This window comes from Fulvivirga ligni (assembly GCF_021389935.1).
Classification (GTDB): domain Bacteria; phylum Bacteroidota; class Bacteroidia; order Cytophagales; family Cyclobacteriaceae; genus Fulvivirga; species Fulvivirga ligni.
Genome location: NZ_CP089979.1, coordinates 2,686,454 through 2,707,239 on the forward strand (window position 1 = coordinate 2,686,454; position 20,786 = coordinate 2,707,239).

14 protein-coding genes are annotated in these 20,786 nt (G+C 37.8%); 11 read left to right on the plus strand and 3 right to left on the minus strand.

The window, feature by feature from the left end; all coding sequences use genetic code 11:
- The first annotated feature begins 100 nt into the window (after positions 1-100).
- Positions 101-835, plus strand: coding sequence for a DUF4395 family protein (locus tag LVD16_RS11560; RefSeq protein ID WP_233774100.1), 735 nt, complete (start codon positions 101-103; stop codon positions 833-835).
- On the opposite strand, the gene LVD16_RS11565 is transcribed toward LVD16_RS11560, so the two are convergent.
- Complete coding sequence (locus LVD16_RS11565; RefSeq protein ID WP_233774101.1) at positions 832-3,738, minus strand: ligand-binding sensor domain-containing protein; 2,907 nt, start codon at positions 3,736-3,738, stop codon at positions 832-834. The two genes, LVD16_RS11560 and LVD16_RS11565, sit on opposite strands and share 4 nt — an antisense overlap.
- A gap of 284 nt (positions 3,739-4,022) precedes the next feature.
- On the opposite strand from LVD16_RS11565, the gene LVD16_RS11570 reads away from it, so the two are divergent.
- The 5 genes from LVD16_RS11570 to LVD16_RS11590 all read left to right on the plus strand — a co-directional run bounded on the left by LVD16_RS11570 (position 4,023) and on the right by LVD16_RS11590 (position 12,253).
- On the plus strand, positions 4,023-7,100 hold the full coding sequence (locus LVD16_RS11570; protein WP_233774102.1) for a SusC/RagA family TonB-linked outer membrane protein: 3,078 nt from the start codon (positions 4,023-4,025) through the stop codon (positions 7,098-7,100).
- Positions 7,101-7,103: 3 nt separating this feature from the next.
- Positions 7,104-8,579 carry a RagB/SusD family nutrient uptake outer membrane protein gene (locus tag LVD16_RS11575; RefSeq protein ID WP_233774103.1) on the plus strand — a complete coding sequence of 492 codons (1,476 nt, stop codon included), beginning with the start codon at positions 7,104-7,106 and terminating at the stop codon, positions 8,577-8,579.
- Positions 8,580-8,600: 21 nt separating this feature from the next.
- Positions 8,601-10,475 carry a PKD domain-containing protein gene (locus LVD16_RS11580; RefSeq protein WP_233774104.1) on the plus strand — a complete coding sequence of 625 codons (1,875 nt, stop codon included), beginning with the start codon at positions 8,601-8,603 and terminating at the stop codon, positions 10,473-10,475.
- 30 nt (positions 10,476-10,505) lie between these two features.
- A complete protein-coding gene (locus LVD16_RS11585; RefSeq protein ID WP_233774105.1) occupies positions 10,506-11,597 on the plus strand; it encodes a family 16 glycosylhydrolase in 1,092 nt (363 codons plus the stop codon).
- Between the two features lie 107 nt (positions 11,598-11,704).
- On the plus strand, positions 11,705-12,253 hold the full coding sequence (locus LVD16_RS11590) for a DUF4920 domain-containing protein (RefSeq protein WP_233774106.1): 549 nt from the start codon (positions 11,705-11,707) through the stop codon (positions 12,251-12,253).
- Here LVD16_RS11590 and LVD16_RS11595 read toward each other — a convergent pair whose 3' ends face one another.
- Positions 12,254-12,622, minus strand: coding sequence for a hypothetical protein (locus LVD16_RS11595; protein ID WP_233774107.1), 369 nt, complete (start codon positions 12,620-12,622; stop codon positions 12,254-12,256). It abuts the gene before it with no gap.
- Positions 12,619-15,069 carry a penicillin acylase family protein gene (locus LVD16_RS11600; RefSeq protein WP_233774108.1) on the minus strand — a complete coding sequence of 817 codons (2,451 nt, stop codon included), beginning with the start codon at positions 15,067-15,069 and terminating at the stop codon, positions 12,619-12,621. The genes LVD16_RS11595 and LVD16_RS11600 overlap by 4 nt, the downstream gene beginning before the upstream one ends.
- A 130-nt stretch (positions 15,070-15,199) precedes the next feature.
- On the opposite strand from LVD16_RS11600, the gene LVD16_RS11605 reads away from it, so the two are divergent.
- The 5 genes from LVD16_RS11605 to LVD16_RS11625 are packed head-to-tail and all read left to right on the plus strand — an operon-like array spanning position 15,200 to position 20,783.
- The gene (locus tag LVD16_RS11605; protein ID WP_233774109.1) at positions 15,200-15,748 is read left to right on the plus strand and encodes a KdsC family phosphatase; all 549 of its coding nucleotides are present in this window, start codon (positions 15,200-15,202) and stop codon (positions 15,746-15,748) included.
- Positions 15,749-15,771: 23 nt separating this feature from the next.
- Positions 15,772-16,590 (plus strand): 3-deoxy-8-phosphooctulonate synthase, encoded by an 819-nt coding sequence (gene kdsA, locus LVD16_RS11610; protein WP_370687648.1) that lies wholly within the window; start codon positions 15,772-15,774, stop codon positions 16,588-16,590.
- Positions 16,591-16,627: 37 nt separating this feature from the next.
- Entirely contained in the window at positions 16,628-17,578 is a 951-nt protein-coding gene (locus tag LVD16_RS11615; RefSeq protein WP_233774110.1) for an SDR family oxidoreductase, read from the plus strand.
- Positions 17,579-17,581: 3 nt separating this feature from the next.
- On the plus strand, positions 17,582-18,391 hold the full coding sequence (locus LVD16_RS11620) for a polysaccharide biosynthesis/export family protein (protein WP_233774111.1): 810 nt from the start codon (positions 17,582-17,584) through the stop codon (positions 18,389-18,391).
- Between the two features lie 4 nt (positions 18,392-18,395).
- Positions 18,396-20,783: a GumC family protein gene (locus LVD16_RS11625; protein ID WP_233774112.1), complete on the plus strand. Its 2,388-nt coding sequence runs from the start codon at positions 18,396-18,398 to the stop codon at positions 20,781-20,783.
- Positions 20,784-20,786: the final 3 nt, after the last annotated feature.

Genomic DNA, 20,786 nt, shown 5'->3' on the forward strand with positions numbered 1-20,786 from the left:
TCCTCTATTTCAAATGATTATAAATTATTTGAACTCACTGTAATTACTTTTTCTGCAGAAAATGTATTTATAGCTAGTGTCTATATCAAATTTCGGTAAAATGAATAGGTTTTTATTACAACAGGGCTACCTTACTTGCAATCTAAGTGAGCTTGAAAATATTAATCACAGGGTTAAAATTATGCCCGCTTTTTGTATGGTGGTTACAGCCTTGGGAATTGCTTTAAATCTGCCTGTTCTCAATTTTGGGATGCTCATTTTAGGAGTTAGCGGCTTTTTTTCAAAGAAATCTCACCCATTAGACTTATTTGTAAGTAAGGTAACTCAAGCTTTTAAAGGGGATGATTTTGTACCTTCTAATCCTCTTCCCAGGCGCATAGCATGTATTACTGGAGCTTTCTTTAACTTACTTATCGGGATAGCACTTGTGCTTGATATGTACGTGCTCAGCATTATCCTGGGTGGTATCTTAGTGGTTTTGCAGGTAATAGTCATTACTACTCACTTCTGTATGGCTAGCTGGGTTTTTGAGAAAATGTCCACCTATTTAGAATCTACCGCTAATATTACTGTTCAAGAGGCACGAGAGCTTAGAATGAGGGGTGCTTTGCTCATTGATGTGAGAACACCGTCTGAGTATCAAAAGAAATTGATCGCTGGTGCTTTGAACATACCCTTTCAGATGCTTGATCAGCACACAGCTTTTCATAATAAGGAAGTGATTATTTACTGCAACAGTGGAATGCGATCTAAAGAAGCTGTGAACATTATCAATTCCAGAGGTTGGGCCAAAGCTTACAACCTCGGGAATCTTAAAAATGCCATCAGTCTTTAGAATTTAAGAATAAACTCCTGAAGATTGGTAGAGCGCTCTAGTTCTAACTTTTTCCTTAATCTATATCGACAAATTTCCACTCCTCTCACGGAAATGTTGAGTAAGTGTGCTACCTCTTTGGTGGATAAATTCATTCTTAAGTAAGCACTTAACTTCATCTCTTGTGGACTCAGGTTTGGATATTCTATTTTCAATCGGTTAGTGAAATCACCATGTACCTGATCAAAATGGAAAGAGAAGTGTTCCCAATCATCATCCTGCGAGATGTTTTTATCGATATTAGTGATGATTTTCCTTAGCTCTTTCTTCACCTCCTGATTTTTACTGCGTTTGGAAATGCCCGAGAGGTTATTTTTAATATTAGCAATAAAGCCATTTTTGTTAATCAAGTGCATAGTAGAAGTGGCCAATTCCTTGTTTTTACTCTCTATTTCCTTTGTTAAGTTTTCATTCTTCAATCTTTCGATCTCATCGGCGCTCTCTCGAGCAATGTTTTTAATTTCAGTATTCTTCCTATTAATCTCCTTCTCTTGATTTAAGGACATTGCTCTTTTCTCCTTCTTATGTTTTTTATCGAACAGGTAGAATGACACAAATAGCACAGCAATGATCAAAAGAGTATATATGATGTAGGCCAGACTCGTGCGATACCATGGCGGCAGAACAACAAATTTATAGGTCGTTATTTCACTCTCTTTGCCATAGATATTTCGAGCTTTCACATGGAAGGTGTAGGTGCCTTCATGAAGGTTAGTGTATTCCTTTTCTGTTTTTTGGGTCCAGGTACTCCAATTTTTTTCAGAATTTTCTAACCAGTATTTGTATTCAGTTCTTTCCAATCCATCCACATAGGCGGCACTATAGGTAAATTGGATGGAGTTATTCGCATAATCAATTTCAGGAACCTCTGATTTAGGCTGATGATCAATGATATCACCATTTTCTACATTAAAACCCTTAAAAAGCGTTCGCTCATCATCGGTGGTGATTTTCACTTCTCTTATTAGCGTTCTGTAGTTATAATTAGCCATATCCTGACCACTGGCATCATAGAGAATGAAACCTTCTTTAGCCCCATATAGGGCCTGATTGGCACTAAGAATACTGATATTTTGAAGATCATCATTCAACATGTTTTTTAGCTTGTTGAAAATATCATCCTTTACCGTGAAACCACCTGTAGGCTCATTCTTGAGAATTCCAATTTCGTCAGGGGAGAGGAAGTATATGTTCTGATAAGGATCTTCTGCCAGAGCAGTAACTATTTCATTATCAAAATAGTCTTTAAAGGTATCATCTATGATAAAGCGGTCAGTCTTTTCATCATACCTATAAATTTGATCTGTGGTGGTGAAAACCAGCCTGTTATTAATGTTAAAAACATTGATCAGAAGGTTGGAGGGTAGACCTGAATCCTCACCATAAAATTTCACTTTCTCAACTTTATCCAATGCATCGGAAAGTGTGATGCGATATACTCCTTTATAGCCATGAGTCATCCAAATATCACCATTATCAGCTTGTTCCATTACTCTGGAAGACTCGTTAAAACCTTCTATTTTGTTCTGGAACTCAAGTTTTCCGTTTACCTCTTTGTATAGGTTAAGGCCTTTATAATTTCCACCAATTACATAGTCAGGATGATTTTTTAGAGGTAAAAAGGTCCATGAGCCTAAAGCAGTGGATATGCTTGTGGCCTTGCTATCCTTAATTTCAAAGGCACCTTGGTGATGCCCCAAGAGCAGGTGATTTTTGACCTTTTCAATACTATAAACCTGGCCATCTGTGTTAGGTACGAAATTGTACTCAGCAGTAGCCTGGGTTGTGATTTTCTTATGAAAAAGTCCATTGTTGGTGCCTAAATAGAGGTCATTCCCGTCGAGAAAGCCTGCATAACCTGAACCAGGCACACCCACTTGCTCATCAATATAAGTGAGAGGCATACCAAGTTCTATGTAACTAATGCCATTGTTATGGCCAAGCCATAAGTTATTTTGCAAGTCCTCATAGAGACATAAAACGGTTCTGTTGTTAAGCCCCTGGCCCTTATTGAGGTGAAGAATAAGCTGGCCTTGTGGAGACATAAGATACAAACCATTATTTTGTGTACCTATGGCAAAGTTTCCGTTTCTCAATCTTATGGCACATTTAATGGAAGCATCATGAAACTCATCCATAGAACCTTCCCAAGGAGTTACGGTATGATTGTCATAAACAAAAACACCGTTGTTTTCAGTAGCAATCCATAGGTTATTTCCTGATAGAGGAATAACGCCACTCACCTTCATGCCTTTTAACTTTTCGGCATGAGCAATGGGCACTATTTGATTATTATCAATATAAGAAAGGCCAGTTTCAAGCTGGTCTATATAAAGTTGATGATTAACAAAAAAGAAATTCTCAGGAGGGTATTGGGGGTCAATAATATCAATTTTTCCATCCTGGTTATAGATGAATATCTGACTGAAGGTGCCGAAAATGACTCTATTGTCATCAATAAAGACCTTCCATGTTTCATCAAAATTTCGATATTCTTTAGGTAAACTGTCGGCTAAAGATGTATAGCTAAGTATTCCATTTGTTTTAGGATAGAGGTACCCAAAATCACCTTGCCCAGCCACATATATCTTGCCTTTATCATTAATAGCCAGGTGCCTGGCTTTAGTACCAGTTTTGGTAGCATACATTTCCCATTTACTACCATCATACTCCAGTACGCCAAAATTATTAGCCACGTAAATAAGTCCATACTTATTCTGAGTAATAGACCAGTTTTGAATACCCCCATTATATTCCTTGGTAGAGTAGTATCTGATGAAGGGTAAACCCAGGTTGTAATTCTGAGCAATTATCGATTTCGAGATGAAAAAGATAACAAAAAAGAGAATATATCTAAATTTCATTTTCACGGGTTCGGTTCAGGTATTAACTCATAACGTTGTTACTATGATGTATATCTTTCATAACAATGTGCATTATGTTGAAAATCAAAAATAGCTTTAAAAACAGTAATAAAACAAATTTTTTGTCGACTTGATGAAATATAGTGCGTGTGCAATTCGGGGAGTGATGTAATTATGATGTAGTTATAATTTTGGGAATAGTAATCAAAAATACTTGTTTGCATTAGAATTCGCAAACGATTGCGAATTTCAACTGATACTTAACCCTATAATACCTTATGAGTATGAAGAAAATCTTACTATTTAGTTTATTAATGATCCTGACACTACTTGGCTATGGTCAAAGTAAGGTGACGGGTATGGTCAAGGATGACCAGGGTGGACCTCTGCCAGGAGTAAATGTACTGGTGAAGGGCACTACCCAGGGTGCCGTTACGGGCATAGATGGTTCCTTTACTTTAATGGTTAACGAAGATGCCATTTTAGTTTTTAGCTTTATAGGCTATGTCACTGAAGAGGTGACTGTTGGCAGCAAGTCTTCAATAGATGTTACTATGAAGCAGGATGTACAGTCTCTTGAGGAAGTGGTAGTAGTAGGTTATGGTACTACAACTAAGAAAGAGTTGACAGGTTCTATTGCTGCAGTTAATAGTGACGAAATTCAAGCCTTGAATCCACAGCGTTTAGAACAAGCACTACAGGGACAAGCAGCGGGGGTGAATATATCGTCTGTATCTGGCTCACCAGGTGGAGCGTTGAATATAAGAATAAGGGGACTATCAACCAATGGTAATAATAACCCATTGATATTAGTAGATGGTGTTACATATTCTGCAGAGGGCCTCAATGCACTTAACCCATCCGATATAGAATCTATCAACGTTTTAAAGGATGCTACTGCTGGTATTTATGGAGTTAGAGCAGCTAACGGTGTTATATTTATTACTACCAAAAAAGGGAAAGTGAATACTCCTGCTTCATTAAATTTTTCTGGTTATTATGGAATTCAGGAAACGTCTAGAAAGTTAGATGTTTTAAATGCACATGAGTATGCCGTATTAAAGAATGAAACGCTAGCTTCTGGTGGTCAGGCTCCACCATTCAATAATACAAATTTAGGAGAAGGTACTAATTGGCAGGATGAAGTTTTTCAAACTGCGCCCATCCAAAATTATAGCCTTTCTGCTACTGGTGGATCAGAGAAGACAACATATGCTATTGGTGGTTCATACTTGGATCAGGAAGGTATTGTTGGTGGAGATAAGGCCAGCTTTAGAAGATATAATGCTCGTTTAAACTTTGTTACTGAACTTGCTCCAAAGCTAAAATTGGAAAATGTTCTTTTGTTCTCAAACGAGAAAAGGAAGGCTTTGCCTGAGAATACAATAGGTTCTGTTTTGTATAATACTATTAATGCATCTCCTGCAAGAGAAGTTTTTCAGGAAGATGGCTCATATAGCTATTTGACAGAAGTAAATGATATAATCAACCCACTGGCGCAAATTGAGAATTCTTACAACAGATCAATTACCAATAAACTCACAGGTAAGCAAGAATTGATTTATGATATTAACAAGGATTTTAAAGCTTCAGCTCGTGCTGGTTATAACTATGCTGTAGTTGATTCCAAAAGTTTTGCTCCACCTGTTTTCTATGGACCCGGAAAGGCTCAAAACACCTTAAGAGATGATCTAACTCCTAATGAGGTAACTATAGCTGAAGATCTTTCTATACCGGTATATAATTCATTGAATGAAAGTAAAACTGTTTACTTTGATTACACTATTGAAGGTTTCTTAAATTATGATCATGTATTCTCTGATGTACACGGCCTAAAAGCTACGTTAGGTTTTTCTTTATTCAGTGATGCTGGTGATAACTTATCAGGCTACGCCGTAAACGTACCTTATGATTCTTGGGAAAATGCGGATATACAGGCCGCCAGTGGTTCTGATTTGCTACAAAAGACAAGTTCATATACCTATAGAGATCGTCTTCAATCTTATTTCATTAGAGCAGAATATGATTACAAAGGCAAATATTTTCTTTCCGCCATTGTAAGAAGAGATGCCTCCAGCAAGTTTGGCCCTAATAAAAGAGTGGGTTATTTCCCTTCTGGGTCTGCGGCCTGGTTAGTGTCCGATGAGGACTTTTTTGAATCAAGTTTTGTTCAATTTGCCAAAGTTAGAGCCAGTTATGGTGTGACTGGAAATGATAAGATACCTGCTAATGGCTATAGAGCCCTGCTGGGTGGAGAAGGTGTTTATCCATTTGATGACCAGTTAATTGTCGGTAGAGCGATTGGTAGAATTAATAACCCAATATTACAGTGGGAGACCAACTATCAGGCGGATTTTGGAGTTGACCTTACCCTTCTAGGTAAAGTTGATGTAACACTTGATTACTATATTAAAACTACAAAGGACCTTTTATTTACACCGGATGTATCAGGTGTTTTAGGTTCATATGGCCCTGGTGGAGGTAGCCCGATTATCAATGGTGGGGATGTTCGAAATAGTGGATTAGAAGTGGCTATTAATTATGCCAATAACGTTTCTTCAGATTTCAGTTATAGCATTGGTTATAATATGGCTACAGTTCATAATGAGGTGCTCAGACTTCCTGATGGAGTTGAGTTTTTAGAGGGCGGAGCTTTTGGAGTTGGTGGTGAAACATCATCAAGAATGCAAGAAGGTTATCCTCTAGGATATTTCTTTGGTTATAAAACAGATGGTGTATATCAAAGCCAGGAAGAAGTGACTAGCAGAGGCGTGACTCAGGATGGTGCACAGGCAGGAGATTTAAGGTTCGTTGATGTAAGTGGAGATGGTAGCATCAACTTCAATAATGACTCAGATAAAACTATGATTGGCTCACCTATCCCGGATGTAACTATGGGTTTAAATTTAGGTGCTAATTACAAAGGAATAGATTTTTCTGCCAGTATATATTCATCAATTGGAAATGAAATATTAAGAAACTATGAAAGACAGCAGCCTTTATCTAACCTACTAGCCTACAGACTTGATCGCTGGACAGGGCAGGGTAGTACTAATGAGCACCCAAGATTGACCACTGAGAGTAATAAAAATAATGTAATCTCAGATTACTATGTGGAAGATGGATCTTATGTACGACTAAGAAACATTCAGCTTGGTTATACATTGCCATCTGAACTTACCAAAAAGATTGGCGCCGAACAATTTAGAATTTACGTTTCGGCCAACAATTTAATTACTCTTACCAAGTACAAAGGTTATGATCCTGATGTGAATGGCGGTGCAGGAATCGCAGGAGGAATTGACTACGGATTCTATCCTCAGCCAAGAGTTTATATGTTAGGTGTTAACTTAAAATTTTAAATAATGAACAAGTTAAATAAACTAAAAATATTAATGGTTCTATTCGCCTTGATCATTGCAAGCTGTGATGATTATATAGAGATAGAGCCTCGTTATGTGCTTGATGCTGAAAACTATTTTCAGTCTGAAAAGGACTATGAAGATGCTTTGGTAAGTGCTTATGACCTTCTACAAACATCATATCTATCATTATGGATAGGTGAAATTGCCTCTGATAATTCAATTGCTGGAGGTGAAAGTGTCACTGATACTCAGGGGCTACATGAAATAGATGAAATGAAGCATGGAGGGGTGAATAATGAGCTGAGAAATGTGTGGAGATTCATGTATGCAGGTATTACACGAACCAATTATATCTTTGAAAACAAGGATAATATTGAGTTTGAAGGAAAAACCCAGATTATGGCGCAGGCTTCCTTTCTACGCGCTTACTATTATTTTGAATTAGTGAAATTCTTTGGCGATGTACCTCTTATTGTTGATAAAAGGTTAGGAATCGATGATTTATCTTCATTGCAGAGGACTCCGAAGAGTGAAGTTTATACTCAGATAGAGACAGACTTAAAATTTGCTTCGGATAATTTAGGTTGGACCGCTGCTCAAAAAGGTAGGGTTACTAAAGGTGCAGCTCTTTCTTTATTGGGGAAAGTATATCTATATGAAAACAAGTTCACAGAGGCCGCAGCTGCATTTCAAACTGTAATTGATGAAGGTCAGTATGACTTGTTCTCTGATTATTCCACTTTGTTTAGAGCAAATAATGAGAACAATTCTGAAACTGTATTTGATGTGCAGTATGTGAGCTTAGAAGGCGGTGGATACGGATGTTTAGAGTGTTTGGAGGGTAATGCCGCTCCAGGTTTTCAAGGAATCAGAGGATATACAGGTCCAATTTATGCTGACGGTAATAGCTACAATTTGCCTACTCAAGATCTGGTGGATGAGTTTGAGGCTGGAGATCCAAGATTAGAAGCTAGTATATTAGATATAGTGGCCTTTGCCGAGGCTAGTGCAGAGCCCGTTGCATATACCGAAGGAGTTGGTGGCCATACCGGTTACTATAACAATAAATACATCAAAAGACAAGATGAACTTGGTCCCGGTGACAATGACCTTACCAGCCCTAATAACTATCGAGTGATAAGATATGCTGATGTTTTACTTATGGCAGCTGAGGCATATAACAGAATGCCGGGTGCTAATGATGATTTGGCCAGAACATATCTTAACGAGGTGAGAGACAGAGTGGGATTAGCAGCAGTTACTGCTTCAGGCAGTGAACTTACCGGTGCTATTTACCATGAGAGACGAGTAGAGCTTTCGGGAGAAGGACACCACTTTTTCGATTTGGTAAGGACAAATAGAGCTGAGGCTGAAATAGATGGTTTCACAGCTCCTAAAAATAACTTGTTTCCTATTCCTCAAGATGAGATTGATTTAGCAGGTGCAGGATGGCAGCAAAATCAAGGATATAATTAATCATTAAAAGAGAAATTGACTATGAGATATATATTAAAAAAATACTGGTTATTTCTTGTTATACTCTTGCCGTTGGCTTGCCAGGAAGAGTATGAACTGGGTGATACCCCACCTGTAGAAGCTGATGCAGCTTTTACAATGACCACAGCCGAAGATAGTGACAACAAAATCATTTTTTCTTCGGGTTCAGATAGCTTTTTGAAAATCTGGGACTTAGGTAATGGACAAACTGGAAAAGGTAATACTATCACAGGTATATATCCTGATTCGGGCACTTATGTTATAAACTTAACTGTATATAATGCGGCGGGTAGTATAAGTTCAACTCAGGAAATTTATATAGCCATGCCTGATCCTACATTACTAGACAAACCATTATATAATTTCCTTACAGGAGGTGCTGATGCCGAAAATGGTAAAGTATGGGTTATGGATTCTACCAGTAAGAGTCACTTTGGGGTAGGTCCAAATCCTGTAGATGAAGCAGCTGGATACTTCCCTAACTATTATGATGCAGGTGCTTTAGAAAAGTCTGGCGGCGGAATGTATGATGATACTTATACCTTTAAGTTAGCGGCTTATGGGTTTGAAATGGAAACTAATGGAAATGTATATATCAACCCGGCGCAGTCAGGTGAATTCAGCGAGACTTATGAAAGTCCTGTAGGCGATTTAACTGCTAACTATAACGCACCGGAAAACTTGACTTGGAATATTGTAGAAGCTGGAGAGTTTCCAATCTTAACTATTAGTAATGGAGGGTTTCTTGGGTATTACACGGGAGTATCTACCTATCAGATCATTAGCATATCTGAAAATCAAATGTTCTTGAGATACCTGGACTCGTCCACACCTGATCTCTCATGGTACATTAAGTTGATACAAGCTGGTTATGATGCCGGAGGTGGCGAAGGAGGAGGAGAGGAAGAGCCTGAAACCTACTCTTTGCCATTAACATTTGAAACTGAAGTGCCAACTTTTGACGTATTTGGAGGAAGTACCTATGAGGTGGTTGACAATCCAGATGCCTCAGGAATTAACACCTCTGCTAAGGTAGCTACTACCACTCATGGTGGAGAAACATGGGCAGGGTTATTTGTAAGTCTTACGGATCCATTAGATTTTTCTTCTTTAAATACCTTTAAAATTAAAGTATGGGCCCCACAAACTGGTACATTCAGGTTAAAGTTTGAAAACGCAGCCAATGGAGATGATTTTGTGGAAATAGATCAGGATATTACGGTAGTTGAAGAATGGCAGGAATTAAGTTTTGATGTATCGGCCGTGACGTCAGATCAATATTCTAAAATAGTGATCTTCCCGGGTTGGAATGTATCAAATGCAGGTACCTTTTATTTTGACGACATGCAGTTAGTTTCTGATAACTGTGATGGGGAAACAGGAGAATCACTAGAGCCTGATCCAGGGATTAATTTCAATTTACAATCTGATGTGAGCTTTGGACAGTTTGGTAACATTGTGGCTGGTAGAGTGCCTAACCCTAATCCTTCTGGAATAAACACTAGCTGCTTTGTGAATTCTTATGAAAAATCAGCAGGTTGTGAAACATGGTCAGGTGTTGCTTATGGACTTGATAATGCCATTGATTTTGCATCTACCACCAAGAAAGTCTTCAAGATGAAAGTATTTGCAGTGGATCAGGTTACAGATGTAGTTTTAAGATTGGAAAAGTTACCACATCCAGATACTGAACCATCTGCAGAAAGAATCGCAACTATTTCTGGTACTGGAGCTTGGGAAGAATTAACATTCGATTTCTCTGATATCACTGACCCGAACACCTATAAGAATTTAGTTATTTACTTCGAAAGAGGAGCAACCTGTGATGGAGACTCTTATTATTTCGATGATCTGGTTCAGGTGGAAGCAGATTAAGCATTATTTAAACCCTTTATTTAAGATTATATGAAAAATTATTTTTTAATCATATTTAGTTTAATTTTCCTTACCGCATGCGGTGAAGATGGCGATGGGCCTGACGCAATTGCTCCTACTAATCTAATGTTAACCACTATGGTGGGAGAGAATGGCGAGGTAAGTTTTGCAGCCACCGCAGATAACGCCAATTACTTTAATTACTATTTTGGAGAGACCTCAGGTGAAACGGCTACCTATTCAGCAGATGGGAAAGCTTCCCACACATATTCTAAGTCAGGGAGCTTCACTGTGACAGTTCGGGCTCATACTAGTCAAAGTGTTTATACCTCTGAAACAGCAAATGTTACAGTAGAAGTTGAGATTGAGGTGCCAACAGATGGCTACTCGACCCCTGAAAGTTATGAGGGAATGACTCTTGTATGGAGAGACGAATTCGATGGTAACTCATTGAACGAAGATGATTGGACTTTTGAAATCGGTAATAATGGTGGATGGGGTAATAATGAGCTGGAGTATTATCAGAAGGAAAATACTACCGTGGAAGATGGTCACCTTATCATTGAAGCTAGAAAAGAATCCAAAGGTGGATTTGACTATACCTCATCGCGGATTAAAACTCAAGACAAGCAGGTGTTTAAGTATGGCCGTATTGATATAAGAGCTGCTCTTCCAAAAGGTCAAGGTATATGGCCTGCCTTGTGGATGCTTGGTAACAATATTACTGAAGTTAGCTGGCCTAAATGCGGTGAAATTGATATAATGGAAATGGTAGGAGGTTCAGTGGATAATAGAGATGCCACTGTGCATAGTACCCTTCATTGGGATTCTAATGGTCACGCTTTCACAGGAGATTCATATGAGTTATCTTCAGGATTGTTTGCTGACGAATTTCATGTATTCACACTAATATGGAACGAAAATACAATTACTTCATATGTAGATGATCAGCAGTTTTTTATAATTGATATTAAGCCTGCGGATTTAAACGAATTTCATGAAGAATTCTTTTTACTATTCAACGTAGCTGTGGGAGGTGACTGGCCTGGAAGCCCTGATGCAAGTACTGTATTTCCACAGCGTATGGTTGTGGATTATGTGAGGGTATTTCAGGAAAATTAATCCTAATAAATTTACATTTAAAAAGCCGTTTCGTCTGAAACGGCTTTTTTTGTTTAAATTCTCACTACATTAGCATTACATTTATTTAAAACTGAAATCAAGAATCAATGAAAAAGCATTTTATCATCTTAGGTTTATGTTCTATAGTTTTTGCTTGTAATCCTAAAACAGAAAAAGACTCTGATGCTACAGACTCTACCGAAACTCAGGCTACAGCTCATGAAGATGAAGTGGAGGAAGCTGGTGAAGTAAAGCTTACCGGTAATTTCGGAGAAGACATTACAGAAGAAAATGCTATTGAAATTACAGAATTAGAGGCAGCCCTGGCTGATAGTGATTCTGTGGCCGTAAAAGTAGAAGGTGACATAGTGACTACTTGTAAGAAAAAGGGTTGCTGGATGACCATGGAAGTGCCTGAGAAAGAAGATATGAGAGTTACCTTCAAGGACTATGGTTTCTTTGTACCTACAAGCGGTGTTGAAGGAAAGCATGCCATTTTAGATGGATATGCTAAAAAGGTTACTACAGATGTAGAAACCTTAAAGCACTTCGCTAAAGATGCAGGTAAATCTCAGGAAGAGATAGATGCCATCACTGAGCCTAAAACAGAAATTACATTCGTAGCGGATGGTGTTATCATCAAGGATACTAAATAATCAAGGCTTATAAACATTGGAATCTTTTCCTTTAAAAAGATTCCTAAATAGCGTGCCGCTAGCGGCAGACAAGCCACCAACTAGCCCTCCTATTAAAGCTACAATAATTATTAGTTTATAATTATTAGCGGAAAATAGGGGGGCTACTTTGTTTGTAAGGTTGGAGCTGGTTTCGCTATCAATAATAAAGGCCATTGTTCCCCAAAGCAGAAATATGGCAAGAAAGCCTGAAAGAAATGCCATCAGACCTTTCAAATTGAATATTGCTCCTGCAGCAGATGCGAGTATGGCCAGGGACCAAAATGGATAAAAGTAATTACATAAATATCCTAGTATGATTATAGAGATGGTTTGTAAGGCAAATTTCATTGAGCAGGATTTAGTTTTTGAGTATATATCATTGAATCTTCTTGATTAGAACCTTCTGTGGTGAAAACAACGGGTAGATATTCGCCGTCTCTCCAAAGAGGAATCATATTGTCATAAAGAGGGCTGCCGGGATTACCTGATTGCCCACCCGGATAAACCACATAAGCCTGAGGTGGAGAAGTCATTTCCACAATAAAGCGCTGCGATGGACCATGGTTTCTTTTCGTGCTGTTGATAGCGTCTGCTACACCGTTTACCTGAATATTATAGGTGCTAAAGCCAGCCAAACTTCCATTGAGATCTGCCAGGTGTTTTACGAAGGTTCCCTTGTAATTACCCCAGGTCATTTCCATCTTGTTGGTTTCTTTCCATGCTGCAAGTCTTTCTAATGACATTTGAAAGGAGGTGTTAATCAATTGCGTTAAGCTCTCTTTTTCATCAGTACTAACCACATCTATGAATTTATAATCAGGAAAGTTCTTAATAATGTAAGTTGTTGTGAAGTCATTAGGTGCCTGCAAAGCCACATTAGCCTCTTTAAATTCATCCCATAGTAGTGATGTGAATTCGTACCACCAGGCTTGAAAGTAAGTAGGAGCAAAATTTTCTACCGTGTAGTTATAATCCCAATCCTGCAAGGTTTGTAATACCTTCATTTCAGATTTATCGAGATCCTTAATTTGCATAGAGTCGAGGAACAATGGTAGTACTTCCTCGGGCAAAATGCTGAAACTATTTACCTGCAGGTTCATCATATCCTTTGGTGTGATATTCTCCATTTTAGAGAGCTCTCTGTTAATGATCCTATTTCTATAGTGCTCATAATTAGCATAATAGACCCAATAAGGGTATAGAGAGTCAACAGAGTTCTGATTCGCCGAGCTTACAAATTCTCTTTCAGGATTATACTGATATGGATTTTGTGTCTTCGGTATTTCTTTCTGCCACTCGTGCAACGGGTTGTTGCCATCCATGATAAATTTACCCTGCTCTTTCCATTTGGCCACATACTGTCCTTGTACCTTCAGGGCAATGTCGCCGTTGGTAGCAGCAAAAACAATGTTTTGAGGAGGAGCATCCCAGTTTTGTACGGCTTCCACATATTCATCATGATTTTTAGCTCTGTTCAAAGCTAAAAGAGCTGTTTGAACTTGAGATTGATCATGACCAATCCAGCGTAAAGCATAATTCTTTCTCTGATTATAATCACCGAAGCTCTTATCATATACCACAGGTCCTTGCTTTGTGTAGATTACGGTGTCATAATAAGTGTCAGCCCCTTTGATCTTTATGGCCTCAATTCTTTTCTTGGTATCCATCCATTTGTTATTATAACGATACTGATTCGCCTGACCATCCTTAAACTCAATTTTATACCAGTCTCTATGGTCTCTTGGAGCATTAGTAAAACCCCAGGCGATGTTGTCATTAAAACCAATCGTAACACCAGCAGCACCAGTCATGGTAAAACCATAGACATTTACTTCAGGAGAATGAAGTTGGATCATGAACCATAAAGAGGGTAGATTCAGGCCCAGGTGTGTATCGTTACACAATATTGGCTTTCCACTGGCAGTTTTTTTGCCAGATACTGCCCAGTTATTACTTCCATTATCGGCGTCTGGCTTGGGTAATATATTTTGGATAAGATCTTCTGGTAGATCAACAGCTGGCGTATCAACATCCATCACTGTGAAATTCCATGGGTTATCACTACCTGATGGGATAACCGGAACTATACCTGGAAGATTTTCAGGAAACAAAAAGTTATAATCCTCTTTACCAAATAGTTGTAGAGCATTGGAGTTTTCAAAATCCTCGTCACGTCCTGTTAGAGCATCAATCATATACTCTAGTATAAGTGCAGATTTTATCGGTTTCCATTCTTCTGGTTCATACCCCAACAGTTTGTATTCTATAGGCAAATCCTTGTAGCTAAGCGAGTTGATATAGGCATTGACACCATCAGCATAGGCATTAACAATTTCGTTTACTTTAGGATCATTTTTCATGGTCTCATAGGTGGCCTCTGCGCCATACACCATGCCTTTTCTGCGCTGAGTACGGTCAAAATCCAAACCATTAGGCCCAATGATCTCAGATACTCTGCCTGCCGCAGCATGCGTTTGAAACTCCATCTGCCATAAACGATGCTGTGCCACTATATAGCCTTGCGCCATATATAGATCATGATTATTGGTAGCGTAGATATGAGGAACTGCGTTTTTGTCATAGGTGACGGTTACAGAATCTTTTAAACCTGGGAGGTCAATATTTGTTAGGTAGCCTAGGCTATCTTTATCAGCATTTTGCCAAAAGCCTTGTGCAGGATCCAAAAACTTGCCCAATGGAGGAATGCGGGAGCCCTTTATAGACCATTGGTTGTTTAAAGCATAAACCAAGGCCACAGTAATAACTGAAAGGAGTAGGAATTTAAATATTTTCATGACATACAATATAAGCAGAGTGTCTCATAATACTTATTAACTTTCTAAGTTATTAAACTAATTATAAAACATAGAAATATTAAGGCTAACAAGAAATAATCCTGTTATATTTGATCGATTTTTTGAAAGAATGGAACTTATTTTGCAAAAATATTCTCAATCGCAGATTGAAAAGGCGCGGAAAATAAAAGCATTTGTTTTTGATGTAGATGGCGTACTCACTGATGGGGGGATTATTTACACCAATTCTGGTGATGAATTGAAGGCTTTTAATGTAAAAGATGGCCAGATTATCAAGCATTTAAAGCAAGCGGGAATTATTGTAGGAGCTATAACAGGAAGAAAGTCTGAGCTAGTTGCTAGAAGATGTGAGGAATTAAAGCTTGACTTTTTTCATCAAGGTATCAAAAATAAGTTTGAGGTTTATTCAGAGATACTTTCAGAGTATCAGCTAACGGATGATCAGGTAGCCTATATTGGAGATGATATTATAGATCTAAAATTAGTAGATAGAGCAGGGCTCGGCATAGTACCGGCAGATGGTCTGGAGTATGTACAGCAAAAGGCAGATCTGGTGTCTACCAAAGCTGGCGGACAGGGAGTAATTAGAGAGGCAGCTGATTTTATTTTATCTGCCCAGGGTTTATTAGAAGGAATAGTAAAAGAATATTTAGCGTGAGCATAATTAAGTCAAAAGAGACGATGCAAATTACTGATAGCATCACTTTAGGAGGGGAAAATATGGTTCTATTTGCTGGACCATGTGCTGCAGAGAGTTATGATATATGTATGGAAACCGGTGAAAAGGTGAAGTCCGTATGTTCATCATTAGGAATAGACTATGTTTTTAAAGCCTCATTTGATAAGGCCAATAGAACTTCTGCGGGTTCTTATAGAGGTAAAGGTCTAGACAGTGGTTTGCAGATATTGCAGAGGGTGAAGAAGGATTTAAATGTTCCCGTGGTTACGGATATACATGAATCAGCACAGGCTGAAGAGGTAGCTTCTATTGTAGATGTACTTCAAATTCCTGCTTTTCTTTGCCGTCAGACAGATCTTCTAATAGCCGCAGCTAAAACGGGTAAGGCCATTAAGATCAAAAGAGGTCAATTTATGGCGCCTGAAGATATGAAATACGCTGTGGACAAGGTGAGGGGAGAAGGGAATAACAACGTTTGCCTCACAGAGCGTGGCGCAAGTTTTGGCTATCATAATCTGGTAGTAGATATGCGCGGCTTGCCAGTCATGAGACAGTTTTCACCTGTTGTGTTCGACGTAACTCATAGTGTGCAGCAACCGGGTGGTGCAGGTGGCACATCGGGCGGCCAAAGAGAGTTCGCTCCATTCTTGGCCAGGGCAGCAGCGGCAGCGGGCGTAGATGGTTTCTTCATAGAAACACACCCTGAGCCAGCCAAAGCCTTGAGTGATGGGCCAAATATGATACCGCTGAATGAAATTGAAGATTTCATAAATATGATTAAAGAGGTATGGGCTGTTGGCCAAAAATACACTCAACTATAATTTTTTAACCTGAAGTATTTTAGTATAATATTTTTTCATGAAAGTAATTGTTACCGGCGGAGCCGGATTTATAGGGTCAAATTTAGTAGAAGCATTACTCAATGATGATAGAGTAGAGCATGTGAGAGTTATTGATAACCTCTCGAATGGCTATTATTCTAATATTGAAGAGTTTATAGATCATCCTAAATTTTCTTTTTATGAAGATGACATAAGGAATTATGATAGAATGGTAGAGTTGACTGAAGGTTTTGATGCTATTTCTCATCAGGCGGCCTTAGGTTCAGTGCCACGTTCCATTGAAGATCCTATGATCTCTACCGAAGTGAATATTTTGGGTACAGTGAATATATTACATACCGCTGTTAAAAATAATATTGATAGAGTGATTTTAGCTTGTTCTTCAAGTACATATGGAGATAGCAAGGCACTTCCAAAAGTAGAAGATGTAATTGGAAACCCATTAAGTCCATATGCTATCACTAAATATGCAGTAGAACTTTATGCTGAGGTATTTAAAAAGACATACGGTCTTAATTATATAGGTTTTAGGTATTTCAACGTTTTTGGACCAAAGCAGAATCCAAAAAATCCATACGCAGCAGTAATACCTATATTTTGTGATGCATTCATCAACGGTAAAAGCCCGAAAATCAATGGTGATGGACACACCTCCAGAGATTTCACCTATGTAGATAATGCAGTACAGGCTAATGTGAAGGCAATATTCACTGCTAAACCAGAGGCACTAAATCAGATCTACAATGTAGCCTGTGGAGAACAAACCAGCTTAAATGAAATGGTAGATATGCTTGCAGAAATTTCAGGTAAAAAAGTAGATGTAGAGTATGGGCCAGAAAGAAAGGGAGATGTAAAACACTCTAAAGCAGACATTTCTAAGATAGAAAACTCTCTGGAGTACCAAAGTAATGTTAAATTTAAAGAAGGTCTGGCCACGGTATACGAATGGTACCAGAGAAATATGTAATTTATGACAAAGTCTTCAACCCAAACCATGCGTAGATTTTTCTATTTGGCCTTATTATTAATTTTTGCTGCTTCATGCGTTCCGAATAAAAAGTTGGTATACCTTCAGCATAAGGATGAATTAAAACATTTGGATGAGATAAAGAAGGATACAGTTTTGAGAGAATATGAGCTAGCTAATTATGAGTATACTGTTCAGCCCGAAGATATATTGTTCATAAAAGTGAAGAGTTTGACAGACGAAGAATTTGATATATTCATTACAGATAAGACAACATCAGGAGGTAATCAAAATAACATGGTTCTTTCCGGATATCTGGTAGATAAATCAGGAAATATCGAATTTCCCGAAATTGGGAAAGTTAAGGTTCTAGGCCTGACCTTGCATGAAATTAAGGAACTGGTTCAAAATCTGGCATTGAGTTATCTAGACTCACCTACCGTAGAAGTACGTTTACTTAATTTTAGAGTAACTATTTTGGGAGAGGTCAATAATGAAGGAACAGTAAATACTTTTAATAATAGGACCACAATAATGGAAAGTATTGGTTTGGCTGGAGGATTGGGAGAGTTGGCAGATCGGCATAATATAAAAATTATCAGACAAGCTAGTGGCCAGACTAGTGTGATTTATGTTGATTTGCTAGATGAGAATTTAATGGATTCAGAATATTTTTTTGTACATCAAAATGATGTCATAATTGTTCCTCCTTTAAAGCAAAGACCGTTTAGAAGATATTTTGGTCAAAATGTAAGCCTCTTTTTATCATCGGTTTCTACATTATTGCTTGTTATCAGTTTAATCAATAATTAATATTTTGAAAGACAATTTTAACAACGAGGATTTCAACTTCATTGATTCTTCACCTGAAAGAAAAAGTAATTCCATTGATTTCCGACGGATATTATTTAGAGGTCTAAAATATTGGTATTTAATAGTCCTTTCTTTATTAATTGCGGGGGCGATCGCTTATTCAATAAACAGATATGCAACGAGGATTTATACTGTTCAGGCCTCTATTTTAATTAAAGAAAATCAAGAAAACGCAGCTGGGAAACTGTTGTATAATAACTCTTTAGTAAACACTTATAGAAACTTTTACAATGAACTTTATATCATAAAGTCTATACCATTGTTAACAGAAGTGGTTGAGAGTCTTCGAATTTATACTACATTTTATCGAGAAGGGGAGATTAAGGTTACGGAATACTATGATTCAAAGATGCCTTTTAATTTTGAAATCGTTGATAATGAAAAGGGAGCGGCGCCTCGCGGTAAGAGCTTTGGATTTCAGATACTTGACAGCTCTTCGTTTAAGCTAGATGTATTCAATGGGGATAAAACAGTTAAGACTTTTGAAAGGGTCTCATTTGGTGATTCGCTAAACTTTTCAGGTTATTCTTTAGTATTGCTCCGAAATGAATTTCCTCTTAATGGGTATAAAGACAAATATCTTATAGTGTCATTTAGTGACCCGGTAAAAATGGCTATTAATTATGAAAAAAAGTTAAAAACCAGGTGGGCAGAATCAGGAGCATCGGTGGTTAATTTAGAAATTAGCGGACCATCACCTGATAAAGAGATTGATTTTATTAATGAGCTGATCCATAAGTATCAACAGTATGATTTAGGAAAAAAGAATCAGACTGCTTCTCAAACAATTCAATTTATTGATGATCAATTACTCAATATTTCAGATTCCCTGAAATATTTTGAGGGCGAAGTTGAAAGGTTTAAAGAAAATAATGTAGTGGCAAGCCTGGAAGGAGAGTCTCTCAGGCTTTATGAAAGAGTCGAGGAGTTGGAATCTAATCTGGCAAAATTGCAACTTCAGAGAAACTATTATAAGTATCTGGTAGATTATCTTGAAAAAAAGAGTGAACTGGATCAGGTGGTACCACCATCCAGTGTTGGTATTGAAGATGTTGTAATGACTAATCTAATAAGCCAATACGTTCAGACACAAATGGAGTTACAGGTACAGATTGAACGTGAGAAAAAGGAATCATCGTTGTTTGAAAAAAAGAGAGATCAATTGGTCAAACTGCGAAATGATCTGCAGGAGAGTATTCAAGGTACTTTAGCAGCACAGGCCATAACCGAAAAGTTTTTAAAAGGACAAATAAAAGAGGTTGATAAACAATTAGCCAAATTACCATCCTCTGAGAGGCGACTTATTACTATCCAAAGAAATTATTCTTTAAGTGAGAATTTATATATATTCTTAATGCAAAAGAGAGCTGAGGCCGGAATATCAAAGGCTTCTACCACGTCCGATATTGTAGTGGTCAATCCACCCAGGCAAATTGGCGGAGCTATTACCCCTCGGCCTTTTCAGAATTATCTGTTAGCTATTGGTATTGGCCTGGCTTTACCTATTTTAATCTTTGTATTAATTGAGCTACTCAATAATAAGGTTCAGTCCAAAGAAGATATTCAAAAGCTTACAACTATTCCGGTTGTGGGAGGTATTGGACACAATAATTTTAAAGACAATCTTATCGTTAATATGAAACCAATGTCTGCGGTTTCGGAAGCATTTAGATCTTTACGCTCCAATTTGAATTATTTTACTGAAGGCAGAGATAAGAATATTTTTATAGTTACCTCCTCTATTAGTGGGGAAGGAAAGACTTTTACTACCATCAACTTAGCTACTGTTTTTGCAATAAGTGGAAAGAAAGTATTGATTGTAGGTGCTGATATGCGTAAGCCACGTCTTTTTGGCGATTTTAATTTGACCAATAATATCGGATTGAGTAATTATTTATCTGGGCAGAATACTTTTGAAGATGTAGTTCAGGATACATTTGTTGATAATATCAGTCTGATTAGTGGTGGGCCTATCCCTCCGAACCCAAGCGAACTGTTGATGAATAACAAAATGTCCTCTTTAATTGAAAGGGCATTAAAGTCTTATGATTATATTCTTCTAGATACTCCACCAATTGGCTTGGTTACAGATGCATTTATTTTAACAAAATTTGCGCATCATACATTATTTCTTGTAAGACAAAATTATACGCCACGGCAAGCAATAGAAACAGTCAATGAGATTTTTCTACAGAGAAAGATATCTCATATTAGTATTCTGTTTAATGACATTAAAAAGACGGGACCTGGTTACGGTTATGGCTATGGTTACGGCTATGGTTATGGCTATGGCTATGGCCAACGAAAGGAGCATGGTTATTACCATGATTAGATT